This is a genomic window from Bifidobacterium sp. ESL0690 (assembly GCF_029392315.1).
GTDB lineage: Bacteria > Actinomycetota > Actinomycetes > Actinomycetales > Bifidobacteriaceae > Bifidobacterium.
Genome location: NZ_CP113939.1, coordinates 2,006,959 through 2,021,574, shown reverse-complemented (window position 1 = coordinate 2,021,574; position 14,616 = coordinate 2,006,959). Strand labels below are relative to the sequence as shown.

General features: G+C 56.7%; 8 protein-coding genes. All 8 read left to right on the top strand.

Translation table 11 applies throughout. The features are described from left to right. Positions 1-452 precede the first annotated feature (452 nt). The 8 genes from OZX62_RS08025 to OZX62_RS07990 all read left to right on the top strand — a co-directional run bounded on the left by OZX62_RS08025 (position 453) and on the right by OZX62_RS07990 (position 14,592). On the top strand, positions 453-1,796 hold the full coding sequence (locus tag OZX62_RS08025) for an extracellular solute-binding protein (protein ID WP_277175678.1): 1,344 nt from the start codon (positions 453-455) through the stop codon (positions 1,794-1,796). 136 nt (positions 1,797-1,932) lie between these two features. Continuing rightward, the gene (locus tag OZX62_RS08020) at positions 1,933-2,862 is read left to right on the top strand and encodes a sugar ABC transporter permease (RefSeq protein WP_277177082.1); all 930 of its coding nucleotides are present in this window, start codon (positions 1,933-1,935) and stop codon (positions 2,860-2,862) included. A 176-nt stretch (positions 2,863-3,038) separates the two neighbouring features. Further along, a complete protein-coding gene (locus OZX62_RS08015; protein WP_277177081.1) occupies positions 3,039-3,971 on the top strand; it encodes a carbohydrate ABC transporter permease in 933 nt (310 codons plus the stop codon). A 357-nt stretch (positions 3,972-4,328) separates the two neighbouring features. After that, positions 4,329-6,617: a beta-galactosidase gene (locus tag OZX62_RS08010; protein ID WP_277175677.1), complete on the top strand. Its 2,289-nt coding sequence runs from the start codon at positions 4,329-4,331 to the stop codon at positions 6,615-6,617. Positions 6,618-6,648: 31 nt separating this feature from the next. After that, entirely contained in the window at positions 6,649-7,725 is a 1,077-nt protein-coding gene (locus tag OZX62_RS08005; RefSeq protein WP_277175676.1) for a LacI family DNA-binding transcriptional regulator, read from the top strand. A gap of 236 nt (positions 7,726-7,961) precedes the next feature. After that, a complete protein-coding gene (locus tag OZX62_RS08000; RefSeq protein ID WP_277175675.1) occupies positions 7,962-12,062 on the top strand; it encodes an ATP-binding cassette domain-containing protein in 4,101 nt (1,366 codons plus the stop codon). A 345-nt stretch (positions 12,063-12,407) separates the two neighbouring features. Beyond that, positions 12,408-13,283, top strand: coding sequence for an aldo/keto reductase (locus tag OZX62_RS07995; RefSeq protein ID WP_277175674.1), 876 nt, complete (start codon positions 12,408-12,410; stop codon positions 13,281-13,283). 193 nt (positions 13,284-13,476) lie between these two features. Then, a complete protein-coding gene (locus OZX62_RS07990; RefSeq protein ID WP_277175673.1) occupies positions 13,477-14,592 on the top strand; it encodes a Zn-dependent alcohol dehydrogenase in 1,116 nt (371 codons plus the stop codon). The last annotated feature ends 24 nt before the right edge of the window (positions 14,593-14,616 follow it).

The window sequence follows — 14,616 nt, the reverse complement described above, 5'->3', positions numbered from 1 at the left end:
ATGCATAGCTTTCACACGGCTATTTATCAGTTAACAGCTATGCTGCCGAATACCGCTGAAAGCGTGTGGTATTCAAACCGCTGTTACCCCGATGATGCCTACTCTGCATCATCCTTGATTGGCCGCTTGAGGCCGTACCGATAAACCAAGTCGGACACTCTGTGGGAATCCACGGGGTGTCCGACTTTTTGTTGAAAGCTCCGTCAAGAGCAATGGCAGGGCTTCGAATCTCTTCTTGAATACGTTTCGTTAAAAATTACTGTATTACGATAAAATAGACATACCGACTCGAATTGACAAACTGATGCTCCTGTGTAATATGGAAATTGAAGCTGATACACAGTTGTACCAAACAATTGAGTATCCAAGGAGAAGTGCCTTACCGAGGCGATTCTACCGACAGATAACCCAAGTAAAGCTAGGCAATGACAGCACCAAGCAAAGGAGCCGAAATGAATAACGTAAAGAAGGTAGTCGCGGTTGTAGCCGCTGCGGCGACGATGGTAGGCCTGGCAGGATGCGGTTCGGGCAGTCAGGGAAGCAAAGGCTCCGACTCCAAGGCCAATTTGGTCTTCTGGGGCTGGGACACCGGCAACTCGATGAAGAAGATCATCGCGAACTTCGAAAAGGAAAACCCGGGCGTCACCGTGAAGTTCAATAACACCGGCACTGCCGAGAAGACCTCCACAGCGTTGACCAATGCCGTCGCGGCCAAGAAGGGCATCCCGGATGTGGTGATGCTTGAGGACCCGACGGTCACGCAGTTCGCGGTCACCGGCGACCTTTCCGATTTGAGCCAGTTCGGTGCGGACAAGCTGGCCAATGATTTCACCGCCGGCCCGTGGAACAAGCTGCAATATAATGCCAAGCCCTACGCGCTTCCGATTGACGCCGGCCCAGAGATGTTCTTCTACAACAAGGCCGTTTTTGACAAGGCAGGTGTTGATGGCGAATCGATTAAGACCTGGGACGATTATTATGAGGCCGCCAAAAAAATCAAGGCCGCTGGCTCTTACATCACCAACAGTTCAGGCAGCTCAGGCGATTACCAGCCTTTTACCGCGCAGGCCTGGCAGGCCGGCGCAAAGCCTTGGAAGGTCGACGGCGAGAAGATCACTATCGATATGACCAAGGACGAGGGTATGAAGCGCTATATCGATTTCCGTCAGAAGCTCATCGATGAGGACCTCATCGATACCAAGACCGCGAACTGGTCGGACGAATGGAACCGCGAGCTGAACGACGGCACCCTCGCCTCGTTGACCATCGGCGCTTGGATGCCGGTCAACCTCATTTCCGGCGCTCCGGATCAGAAGGGCAACTGGCGCGTAGGCTCGCTGCCACAGTGGGAAGCCGGCAAGCAGGTATCCGCAGAGGATGGCGGTTCGGCGCTCGCCGTGCCGAAGGCCGGTAAGTCGCAGGCCGCGGCCTATAAGTTCGTGCGTTATATGACCCACGACGCAGGCGCTCAGCAAATGGCCGATTCCGGTACGTTCAGCAGCTTGAAGAAGATCCTGAACTCCAGCTCCTTCACTGACCCGACCACCGCTGCCAACAAGAAGGTCAATGACTACTTCGGCGGCCAGAATGTCAACAAGATTCTGGCCGAAGGCGCGCAGCGTCCGGTCGAGAAGTTCCAGTATCTGCCGTACAACCCGTTCGCGCAGACCGCTTACGGCGACGAGATTTCCAAGGCATATAGCAAGAGCATCACTTTGGAGAAGGCCATGGAGAATTATGCGCAGAAGCTCGCCGACCACGGCAAGCAGGAAGGCTACTCCGTAACCGTCAAGTGACGCGCGCAGCAGCATAAATAAATGAGCGGAGAAGATCGTGGCATTGCCGACGTTCTTCTCCGCTATTACAAAGGAGTGAATTTTGTCAACGAAAATAGCTGAGGAAAGTGCCGGAGGTGTTTCTGCCGGTACCGGCTTGGCAAACGTTGGTACCTCGGCTGTTGCGGCTTCCGGGAAATCTGCCGTTCCATCTAATCGTCATCGTGTGGATTGGCGTGGTTGGAAGTTTTTGTGGCCGTTTGTTCTGGTGTTCCTGTTCGTGTTCATCGTGCCGATCGTCTATGCGGTGTTCCTGTCGTTCTTCCAGACGAGGATGATCGGGGGGACGGTGTTCGTGGGCTTCCAGAACTACGTGCGTCTGTTCGGTGACGGGCAGTTCTGGGGTTCGGTGTGGCGGGTGACGCTGTTCACGCTGGTGCAGGTGCCGGTCATGCTGGCCCTGTCGGCCCTGTTGGCCCTGGCGTTGGATTCGATGAGGCTTCATGGCACGCGCTTCTTCCGGATCTCGACGTTCCTGCCGTACGCGGTGCCGGCGGTGGTCTCCACGTTGATCTGGGGGTTCATGTATGGGGCGAAGTACGGTCTGGTCGGCTCGTTCAACACGTGGATGGGCACGCACCTGGACGTGCTGCAGCCGAGCGTCCTGCTCGCCTCGATCGGCAACATCGTCACGTGGGAGTTCACGGGCTACAACATGCTGATCTTCTATTCGTCGCTGTCGACGATCCCGCATTCCCTGTATGAGGCGGCGGCGATCGACGGCGCCTCGGAGTGGCAGATCGTCAGGAGGATCAAGATGCCCGAATTGAAGGGGAGTCTGGCGATCACGGTGATCTTCAGCATCATCGGCAGCTTCCAGCTGTTCAACGAGCCGTCGATCATGCAGAACATGGTGCCGGGCAACGCGATCACCACGTACTATACGCCGAACATGTATGCGTACAACCTGAGCTTCACGGGCGGGCAGTCGAACTATGCGGCCGCTTTGGCGATCGTGATGGCCGTGATCACCATGGCGGTGGCGTATGCGGTGCAGCTGAACAGCATGAAGGAGCAGATGAAATGAGCGGGGAAGCGACCATCATGCAGGACAAGACGAATACGAATACGAATGCGGTGACGGCTGCGGCTTCGGGTGCCGCCACGGTTTCGGGGACGGCCGCTGGCACGGCCGTGGCCGCGGCCGCCGGGGTGTCGCGCCTGTCGCCGTCGGAGCTGAAGGCGCAGGAGCGCCGGGCGAGGATGGACGAGAAGGCGCGCCAGCGCCGGGTGTCCCGCGACGAGGCGGCGGAGCGCAGGCGGAGCGCGCACAGCGGGTTCAGCAATCCTGAGAACCCGCGCCGCAGCTGGCCGCTGACGATTGTGGTGGCGGTGTTCGCCGCGTACTGCCTGTTCCCGTTCGTCTACCTGCTGGTCAACGCCACCAAGACGCAGGCCGACTTCACCAGTACGTTCGGCCTCGGCTTCGGCCATACCTTCGCCCTGTGGGACAACCTGACGGAGGTGTTCTCCTACCAGGACGGCATCTTCGGCCGCTGGCTGCTGAACACGCTCCTGTACGTGGTGGTGGGCGCGGGCGGCGCCACATTGCTGGCGATCATGGGCGGCTACGCTTTGGCCAAGTTCCGTTTCCCGGGCCGCAGGGCGGTGTTCGCGGTGGTCATCGGCGCGATCAGCGTGCCGGGCATCGCCCTGGCGGTCCCGCAGTTCCTCCTCTTCGCCAAGCTGGGGCTGACGAACACGCCGTGGGCGATGATCCTGCCGAGCCTGATCTCGCCGTTCGGTTTGTACCTGATGTGGATCTTCAGCGAGCAGGCCGTCCCGACCGAATTGCTGGAGGCGGCGCATGTGGACGGGGCGGGCGAGTTCCGCACCTTCTTCACCATCGCCCTGCCGCTCTTGGCCCCGGGCATCGTCACCACCGCGCTCTTTACCATCGTGGCGACGTGGAACAACTACTTCCTTCCCCTGATCATGCTCAAGGACGCGGACTGGTACCCGCTGACCATCGGTCTGAACCAGTGGAAGGACCAGGCCTCCACCGCGGGCGGGCAGGCCATCCAGAACCTCGTCATCACTGGTTCTCTGGTCACCATCGTCCCGCTGGTGATCGCGTTCCTGCTGCTGCAGAAGTACTGGCAGTCCGGCCTCGCCGCAGGCGCCGTCAAAGAATAAAAACGCATGGCTCAAAGGCTTCCAGGCTTTGTCGGTTAAAACAAGATTTGATACTTGTGGTTGGTGATTCGTTGACGATTTAGCGCAAATCGTCAACCACAAGTACCAATCCTTCCAATCAAAGCAGAAAAGCTGGTTGAGTAAGTCAAATAACTATGTAAACCGAGCAAGTTCAACAGGAAAAACAAAGCAAGTCGAGCCAGTCAAGTCAAGTAGTCAATCTAGCCAAATCAATCAATCAACTAAACCAAACCAATCAGCCAAATCGATGTAAGCAAAACTGCCAAAACCGCAATCAGTGACGCCGCAATACCGCTACGTCCAAACCTTCTAGCCATTAATAAGGAACCAACTACTATGTCTGTCCGTAATTCGCCAACTCTCAGCCGCGATGGCCGGGGGCTTCGTCGTCAATTTCACTGGCCGAAACTGCTGACGTCCGATGGGCGCGGCATCGCCTATGGCGGCGACTACAACCCCGACCAATGGCCCGAAGAGGTCTGGGACGACGATATCCGCCTGATGAAGAAGGCCGGCGTGAACGTTGTGGCTTTAGGGATTTTCAGTTGGGGGCGTCTCCAGCCCGCTCCGGATACTTGGGATTTCGACTGGCTCGACCGCATCGTCGACAAGCTCGGCAAGGCCGGCATCGCCGTGGATATGGCCTCCGCCACGGCAACCGCTCCGATGTGGCTCTATGAATTGCATCCCGAAGTGCTCCCTGTGGAATCCGATGGCACGATCGTCCGTCCCGGCTCGAGGCAGTCGTGGAGCCCGTCAAGCCCGGTGTTCCGGGAATACGCGCTGGCACTGTGCCACAAAATGGCCGAACGCTATAAAGACAATCCCTACGTCGTCTCCTGGCATGTCGGCAACGAATACGGCTGGAACAATCGGCACGATTACTCGCAAAACTCGCTTCATGCCTTCCGCAAGTGGTGCAAGAAGCAGTATGGCACCATCGAAGCCGTCAACGATGCTTGGGGCACGGCATTCTGGTCGCAACAGGTGCGTTCCTTCGACGAGATCCAGCTGCCGATGCATCCCGGCAATGACACGATGGTCAATCCCAGCCTCCAATTGGATTTCGAGCGTTTCGGGTCCGACGCTTTGAGGGATTTCTTCGCCGCCGAACGCAATACCATCGCCGAGATCTGCCCCGACAAGCCGCTGACCACGAATTTCATGATTTCCACTGATCAATGCGTGATGGATTATGCCGATTGGAGCGACGAGGTCGATTTCGTCTCGAACGACCAATATTTCGAACCGGGCGCGAAGCATCTCGACAGCTTGTTATGCGGCGACGCGTTGGTGGATTCGCTTGCCTTACGCAGGCCGTGGTATCTGATGGAACATTCGACTTCGGCAGTGCAGTGGAAGCCGGTCAACGCGCGGAAACGCGACGGCGAATTGGTTCGCGACGCTCTGGCGCATGTGGCCATGGGGGCCGATGCCATCAATTTCTTCCAATGGCGGCAATCGCGGGTCGGTTCCGAAGCCTTTCATTCCGCTATGGTGCCCCACGCGGGCAAGGAAACCAAGGTTTTCCGCGAGGTCTGCGAGCTGGGCGAAATATTGAATATGCTTTCGGCCGCAGGCTTGCAAGGCAGCGAGCTTCAGGAATCGGACACGGCTATCCTTTTCGACGCCGAATCCGAATGGGCGGTGAGATGCAAGACGCTGCCAAGTGCGAAACTCAGCCACTGGGACGATGTTTCGGCATGGTACAGCGCTTTTCTGGACACCGGGCATCGCGCCGATGTCGTGCCGCTACGCGCCGACTATAGCGGTTATAAGACAATAATTCTGCCAAGTATTTTGTTGCTTTCAAACGAACAGGTCCAACGTCTCGAAGCGTTTGTGGCTTCAGGTGGCACCGCGATTGTCGACTATGCCACCGGCATCGTTGACGAGCATTTCCATGTGGGACTCGGGGGTTACCCGGGTGCCGGAAACGGTCTGCTGCGCAAGATTCTCGGAATAAACTGCGAAGAATTCAACATTCTCGGATCTATCGAGGGCGAATCTGATTCAGTGCTTCTCGGCAATGGTGCTGTTTCAAAACTGTGGCAGACCGTGGTTCGTTCGCATGCCGACTCGGCGGTCGTGCTCGCCAGATATCAGGGGAACGGGGCCAAAGACTGGGAGCTCGAAGGTGTCCCGGCCATCACTTGTAATACATACGGCAAAGGCAAGGCCTACTATATCGGCTGCGATCTGGATCGTGACGCGTTGGCCGCGTTGTCTCGGGGCTATCTGGAATCGGATACCATCAATGCCGATACCATCTCCGAAGCCCAAGCCAAAGCTGAAACCGAGACCGAGACGCACGACCAAAACCATATCATCTACGAGCAGGAAGAGGGTCCCGACAACAATTCGAACGAAAATCGTGATCTGGTCCATATCCGCCGCAAAGGCGACGGGCAGGTTTTCGATTTCTACTTTACGCGTGGCCATGAGTCGGTAAAAGTCGGGCATATCGACGGCGACGTCCTGTTTCTTTATCGCGGCTATACCCGAAATGTCGAAGGCGAATCGCAGTGGCTTAAAAAGGGTGAGGATGTCGTGCGCAAACCTGCGGAGAATGCCTATATTCTTGAGCGCAATGGAATATTGATAACTAGACGACAGGGAGTGTGATACATTAAAAAAGAGGCAAAGGAGACATAAAATGTCGCATAACGGAACGCACCATGATTTCAGCACTCATCACAGGCACGTTACGTTACGCAGTGTCGCCGAAGCCGCCGGGGTATCGCTGAAAACCGCGTCGAACGTCATCAACGGTACGGGGCGTATGACCGATGCCACTAGAAAAAGGGTCAAATCCGTCATCGATGACATGGGCTATCGGGTCAATATCGCCGCCCGTAACTTGAACCGTGGGCTTACCGGTTTTATTACTCTTGCTGTGCCGTCGCTGACGCCGCCATATCTTGCACGATTGGCCAACCGCGTGATCGATGAGGCGCGCAAACGCGGTTATTCCGTTTACGTCACCACTTATGCGGAGGGTTCGGCAAAAGGTGCGCGCGACGTGTTGCATTCGTTCAATCCCACTGTTTCGGACGGGATGATTCTCTCCATGAGCGAGTTTGAGGATATCTCTCCGGAAGATTTCGATGTCGACTATCCGCTTGTTGTGGTCGGTTCGCGCACCACTTGGCGGCGTGCGGACCACGTGACCCCGGACGATATACAAGCCGCCGAAAGTGCGACCGCGTACATGCTCGATCACGGGAGTTCGCGTATTGCGGTTATCGGTGCGCGCGAAGCGTTGGACACGAAAAAGCTGCGCAATGCCGCGGAAGGTAACGCACAGTTGCGAATGAAGGGGATTGTCGAGGAATGTCGCCGGCATCGGCGTCAACTTGATCCGGCGCTTGTCGGGGTCACTCCCGGCGATTGGACCATCAGCGCCGGAGTTCGCGCCACGCATCAGTTAATTGACACCGGCGTTCCGTTCGATGGCCTGATAGCGCTGAATGACCAGCTGGCTTTCGGTGCGCTTTCCGTGCTGGCGACTAGCGGCATCAGGGTCCCCGGCCAAGTGCAGGTTATCGGTTTCGATAACATCGAGGAATCCGCCTACCTGCAGACTCCGCTGACAACCATGGATTCTTGTCTGGATTGGACGGCGCCCACCGCCGTGGAGAGGATCATCGGCAGAATCCACGGGGAGATTACGAGCCCCGAACTGCTCAAGGTCAAATCCAAACTCATCGTGCGGCAGACGACGCGGCCGTAAATGTTTTACAGAGAATAGATCAGTGATTTATTGACAGATACGACACGGCACTCTCGCCAAGTTTCACCAGTCTCTTCAACGCCACAAGCCTATAAATTTAGTGCTTTTGTAATGAATTTCGCTTCAAGATAGCATCGTATTCAGCCTACAGTATTGTGTAATAGGCGTTTCGTGGAATGCACCATCTTATTTCCTTTGATGTATGAGCCATGAATCGTCGCTGGAAAGGTGCTTTTATGTTCGATCGTCGGCTCTTCACCCTCGTTCCGCGCAGTGGCGCGTTCGTCGCAGCGAAAGTGCTGAGCCTCTGGGTTTCGCTGCTCGCCGATATCGGATTTGCGTTCATCGCCGTAGGGCTTCTCGGCAATCTTTTCCCTGTGCTCACATCCGCCAACGACAACCTCAAACCAGCAGTGCTAAAAAAGCTTTTACGCGATTTCCAGGCGGTTCCGCAAGGTTATTCGGCCTTCGTTTTCGCGCTGGTCATGGTGGCGATTATCAAATATCTGGCCATTCGCGCTTCTCATTTCTTCGGTACCGAAGCTTCGGAACGCGTCAAGATCGCGCTGCGAGAACGCCTATATAACAAAATGCTTGATTTGGGACCCACTTATTCCGAGCATGTAAAAACCGCGGATGTGGTGCAATCGCTGGGTGAAGGTGTCGACCATATCCAAAGTTTCTTTGAAGCCTACCTGCCGCAACTCGTTTTCGCAGTTCTGGCGCCGCTGACCCTTTTCGTCGCGATTCTGCCATTGAATGCACCGACGGCGGCCCTGCTGTTGGTTTGCGTCCCTATTATCGTCGGCATCGTCTGGTGGGTGTCGGTGGCGACATCGCGCGCGTTCGGCCAATACTGGGATTCCTACACCGATATGGGCGCCACGTTCCTCGACAATGTTCAGGGCTTGGAGACGCTCAAGACCTTCGATGCCGACGAAGCCGCCGCCAAACGCATGAATGGCAAGTCAGAGGAATTTCGCAAGACTTCCATGAAGGTTCTTCACCTCGAACTTCGCGCGCGTCTGGCTCTGGATTTGGTCTCTTTCGGGGCGACCGCCGGTGGTATCGCCATTATTGTCTGGCAAGTGGCCAGCGGGCACCTGAAACTTCCCGCGGCTTTGGTGGCCATCCTCCTTTCGGTCAGCTTTTTCGTGCCGTTGCGCAAGCTCGCCTCTTGCTCCGATACTGCAATGAACGGCGTGGCGGCGATTAAACGGATTTATGCGATGCTGGACGTGCCGGTTTCCGGAGATGGACAGTCGGCTTTGCCGCAGGGCGTGGAGGATTGCTCAATCACCTTCCGCAATGTCGATTACACGTATAAACCGATTACCTCTGTCGTCGATAGTGGGGCAGGCGATAATGACAGTGCCTCTATTGAAGATATTGTTTCCAAGAATGACAATGCCTTGAATAGTGACGCTGCCGCAAAGAACGCTGCCGACTCCAAGGATAGTAACGATTCGGAAGCCCACAAAGCCTTGGATGGCGTCAGTTTCACTGCGCGCGCGAACGGTTTCACCGCCATCGTCGGGGTGAGCGGTTCCGGCAAATCCACTGTCGGCGCGCTGATTGCCGGCACCCGCAACGACTATGAGGGTTCCATTCGCTTGGGCTATCGGGTGCTCGGAAGCGTGGGAAGCTGCGAGCTGCACAGCCTCAAGAATCGTTCGCTGTGCGACGCGGTCACGCTGGTCGATTCCCGCAGCCATCTTTTCACCGGTTCCCTGCGCGAAAACCTGCTGATGGCCAAGCCTGATGCCACGGCCAACGAAATGTGGCTTGCCCTCGAAGGCGCCCATATCGACGATTTCGTCTACTCGCAGCCGCAACGTCTCGATATGCGTATTGAACAGGATGCCAGCAACCTTTCTGGCGGGCAGCGTCAGCGTCTCGCCATTGCCAGGGCCTTGCTACGCGAGAGCCCCATCTACGTTTTCGACGAGGCGACGAGCAGCGTCGACGCGGAAAGCGAAGCACTGATTGACGTGGCGATCCGCGATTTGGCCCGCACGCGCACGGTCATCGTCATCACTCATCGTTTGACCCAGGCGCGCGACGCCAATAATATCGTCGTTCTTGATGGCGGACGGGTCGTCGAAAGCGGCACACACGATGAACTTATGTCGAGCCACGGCCGTTACGCCACGATGTTCGAAACCCAGGCGTCGATTGAGCACGTCTCGCACCGCAACAGCTGGGGGAGCGCCTACGCCAAGCCGCAGCCAGCCAACCCCAAGGTGCGCAGGCCGTTTGATTTCGCGCTGCTCGATTATCAGAGCCACGATGATTTCGATGATTTCGACAATCGTTCTTCCCGTACTCGGGACTCCGAGCGTTCGGGAACGCAGACGCAACAGGGTCGTCAGACGCGTCATCGTCCGGCTGCTGCTGCCGGTAAATCGGCAAAAACCGAAGCCGCGCGCGCCCACGCCGCAACGCTCAAAGCGGCGGTGGGTTCCGCCAAACGTGCCGTATCCGCAGCTGCCCAGACTTCGGCGAGGAAATCCGGAAGCGCTTCGTCCGGTGTCTATAATTCCGCTCCTGCCGCTGCTGGGAGCCGACATTCCAATGGCACACGTTCCTACGAGCCGGCAAAGCGGCACGATGAAAGCGATGCGATACTCGATGTCGCGAACCGTCCACACGGCGAGAACAAACAGATGGGGACGTTCCATCTGACGCTGAGACTGCTTGGCTGCGTCGGTCGGCTGACCCCGTTCGTCGTGGGCGCAAGCCTTTGCGGGACCATCGCCCGACTTGCGGAAACCTTCATGCCTGTTTTCGGCGTGCTGGCGCTGATGGCGGTCTTCGGCCATCCCGTCTGGGGTGTGAACGTCGCCTTCGCGCTTATTGCCGCCGCCGTATGTGCAATCGCCAAAAGCCTTATGCACTATGCCGAGGAATATATGAACCACGAAATGAGTTTCCGCGTGGTCTCGCTCTTCCGTTCCAAGGCCTTTGAAGCGCTTCGGCGTCTCGCGCCCGCCAAACTCGCGCGGCGGGGCAAGGGCGATCTGACCACGCTGGTGACTTCCGACGTGGAATTGCTGGAGACCTTCTTCGCGCACGCCATTTCACCGGTGATTATCGCGCTGACGACTTCGGTGGTGATTGCGGTGGCGCTCTTCACCCTCGACCCATGGTTCGCGCTGTTGCTGATTGTCGCCCATCTGTTTGTCGGCGTTGCGCTGCCACGTCTTTATGCTGGTAATGTGCGTGGAATCGGTGCCCGGATTCGCAACGATTCCGCCAAACTCGGCGACAGGCTTGTCGATGACATGCACGGCATGGATGAGATCATCAGGTTCAACCAAGGCCGTCGCCGCTTGACCGATATCATTGCCGAAGACAAGAATCTTTGGCTTTTCGAGAGCAGGCTGAGTCGCAAAGATGGCGTGTTTGGGGGCCTCGGCGCGGTTTCGGTCATCGTCGCCACGTTTATCGCGGTGAGGGTCATGTTCGGCATCGTTACCGCCGATCCCGTCTCGATGGCCATGTGCGTGGTCGCGGTCATGATTATTTTCAGTTCGTTCGGCCCGACCCTTGCCTTGAGTGATTTGCCGGGTAATCTCAACCAGCCGTTAGCCGCTGCCAGACGTATGTTCGCACTCTTCGACGAAGTGCCTGCGGTCGAGGAAACCGGAAAGGACAAGCCGAAATTCGAAACCGTCTCGCTTCAAGATGTGACCTTCGGCTACCCGCTTTCTTCTGCCGGTTCGACCTCCATTCCTGCTTCGGCACTGGTATTGAAGGACTTCAACTTCACCACATTGCATTCGGGGATACTTGGCGTGCAAGGCCCATCCGGACACGGCAAATCCACGATTCTGAAACTCTTGATGCGTTACTGGGATCCGCAAGAAGGTTCCGTCGATTTCTCCGGCGAGCCGTTGCCGAATGTCGAGGCGCATTATCGCCGCCGCGTCGAGACGATGATGGATCAGGACACGTATCTTTTCGACGGCACGATTCGCGACAACCTTTTGGTCGCCGACCCGCGCGCCACGGATTCCGAGATGTATCAGGCGTTGCAACGTGCTTCCATCGATACGGTCATTGAGGCGTTGCCAGACGGATTGAACACTCAGGTGGGTGAGCTCGGTTCCAGGCTTTCCGAAGGCGAACGGCAGCGCATCAGCCTCGCCAGGATCTTCCTGACCGGCGCTTCGTTGGTGCTTTTCGACGAGCCGACGAGCCGCGTCGACGCGTTGAACGAATCCGTCATCTTGCACTCGATTAACACGCTCGCCGACGAACGTCCTGTTTCCATCGTCTTAGTCTCGCACCGCGCCTCCACGATGCAGATTGCCGACCGCGTCATTACGCTCTAGACACGCAGAGGCGCTTGATTCCGCCGATTTCTCTTTTATCAGCTTTCTGTCTTAGTTGGCTGGATGGTTGTCGGCTGTGGGAAATCGCTGAGTGAAGGCTTTCTGCGCCCCTTTTATTGCATTGATGCTCACAGATACGAGAAAATGGTCGTTTGGATTTTGCCAGTGACCGTTTTATTGCTTGGACGATTGTGGATGTTGGAAACTGTTCGTTTAGCGCCTGTCGATGGGCGTTTTCTTGCATGGATGCTTGGCCGATGCCAGAAACTGGTTATTTCTTTGCGTAGGCCGGACAGGGCGGGCTAGTAGGCTGGATACCGGTTGACGACAAAAGGAGCAGTGACGATGAGCGCTGAAGAAACCGCTGGAACAGTACCGGAAATCCCCGATATCACGTTAAGTGATGGCAACAGAATTCCGCAGATTGGGCTGGGTGTGCTCCGTATCAGCGACGATGACGTGACCAGCGTTGTCAAGTCCGGGCTAGAAGTCGGATATCGCCATATCGATGCTGCCGCGGGCTATAACAACGAGCCTGGTGTCGGCCGTGCGCTCGCGGAAACCGGTTTTAATGCCGGTGAAAACCGTAAATCGCTCTGGGTGACCACCAAGCTCAAGGATTCCGATCAAGGGTACGACAGCGCTCTCAAGGCGTTTGATCGACAGTTGGGTGATTTGCGTCTCGACTATGTCGACATGTACATGCTGCATTGGCCGACGCCGTTCAACTGGCGTTCCGGCGAAACATGGAAAGCGTTGATGAAACTGCGCGACGAGGGGCGCGTGCGTACGCTCGGCGTCTGCAACTTCCTGCCTGAGCATCTTGAACGTTTGCATCGGGAAACAGGGGAGTGGCCTACGGTCGATCAGATCGAGCTGCACCCCACCTGGCAGCAGCGCGAGGTTGTCGCGTTTTGTCATGAACACAATATCGCGGTGGAAGCGTATTCGCCGATGGCTCGCGGAGCCGACCTCAATGCCGGCAAGGGTACCATCGCGCGTATAGCACAAGCTCATGGTGTCTCACCAGCTCAGGTCATCTTGCGTTGGCATATTGAAAACGGCACTATCATCATTCCTAAGTCGGTTCATACTGAACGTCAGCGTGAAAACCTCGACCTCTTCGACTTCGCTTTGACCCCTGAAGAGCATGCTCAAATCAATGCACTCGATGGCCCCACCCGTGCCGGTCATGACCCGATGACTTTTACTTATGCGTGATGCTTTTATCATTTGATATGTTTTGTGCTGTTTTATGCATTAATGTTAAGTTTATGGACGAAATATGTGATTATTTTACCCCGAGAATGTTTACAAATGTTGTGGAAACGCGACGATTCTTTGCCCGTTGCTAGAAGCGGTTTCGCTATTGTAATCTGAGACAGGTTACATTTCAAAAGCGAAAGGAGTAACCATGCCACAAAAAATTAAAGCTTCGGTTGCCTATGGAGTAGGAAAAGGATTCGCCCAGCCGGAAGAGATTATCATTGATGATCCTATCGGCGCCGAGGTGCTGGTAGACGTTCAGGCGTCTGGCCTGTGCCATTCCGATCTGCATTTGGTGGAGGATGACGATCAGTTCTTCCCGTTCCCGGCCGTTATCGGCCATGAGGTCGCCGGCATCGTCGAGGCCGTTGGGCCTGAAGTGCAGGGCATCAAGGTCGGCGATCACGTGGTCGCTTCGCTCGAGCAGGTGTGCGGCCATTGCGCCAACTGCCTGAACGGTCATCCGCAGTCCTGCTCGCAGCAGCAGGAGTGCGTGCGCAAGCCCGGCGAGAAGCCGCGTCTGTCCTTCCCGGACGGCCGTCCGATCACCCAGGCCTTCGGCACCGGCGGTTTTGCCGAGAAGGCGCTGATTCATGAGAACCAGCTCGCCGTGGTCAACAATGAGGTGAAGTGGGACGAGGCCGCCTGCATCGGCTGCGCCACCATCACCGGCGCTGGCGCTGCGATCAACACCGCGCACGTTCGTCCTGGCGACACGGTCGCCGTCGTCGGCACGGGTGGCATCGGCCTGAACATCATCTCCGGTGCTCGCATCTGCGGTGCCAAGAAGATCATCGCCATCGATTTGCTCGACAACAAGCTTGAGTTCGCTAAGAAGTTCGGCGCCACCGACGTGGTCAACTCGAAGAACGAGGACCCGGTCGCCAAGGTGCGTGAGCTCACCAACGGCGGTGTTGATGAGGCGTTCGAGGCCATCGGCTTCCAGTCCACGATGAAGCAGTGCTGGGATATGCTCGGCGTTGACGGCACCGCGTACTGCATCGGCCTTGCCAAGCCCGACGCGACCATCAACCTCGAGATCAACCCTGCCGACCTGCTGGTCCACCAGCGTGGTTTCAAGGGCGTCTGGATGGGCTCGACCAACATCAAGCACGACATCCCGATGTACGCCGACCTCGCCGTCGACGGCCGTCTGAACATGCATGACATCGTCAGCCAGCACATCAACTTGAGCCAGATTGACGAGGCCTACGTCCAGCTCAAGAAGGGCGAAGTCATCCGCTCCGTCATCACCGAGTTCTGATATTTCGGTTTCGGTGTCAATGGC

Coding starts and splice junctions, on each gene's coding strand:
- OZX62_RS08005 (WP_277175676.1), top strand. CDS start 6,649: ATGTCGCATAACGGAACGCACCATGATTTCAGCACTCATCACAGGCAC.
- OZX62_RS08015 (WP_277177081.1), top strand. CDS start 3,039: ATGGACGAGAAGGCGCGCCAGCGCCGGGTGTCCCGCGACGAGGCGGCG.
- OZX62_RS08025 (WP_277175678.1), top strand. CDS start 453: ATGAATAACGTAAAGAAGGTAGTCGCGGTTGTAGCCGCTGCGGCGACG.
- OZX62_RS07995 (WP_277175674.1), top strand. CDS start 12,408: ATGAGCGCTGAAGAAACCGCTGGAACAGTACCGGAAATCCCCGATATC.
- OZX62_RS07990 (WP_277175673.1), top strand. CDS start 13,477: ATGCCACAAAAAATTAAAGCTTCGGTTGCCTATGGAGTAGGAAAAGGA.
- OZX62_RS08010 (WP_277175677.1), top strand. CDS start 4,329: ATGTCTGTCCGTAATTCGCCAACTCTCAGCCGCGATGGCCGGGGGCTT.
- OZX62_RS08000 (WP_277175675.1), top strand. CDS start 7,962: ATGTTCGATCGTCGGCTCTTCACCCTCGTTCCGCGCAGTGGCGCGTTC.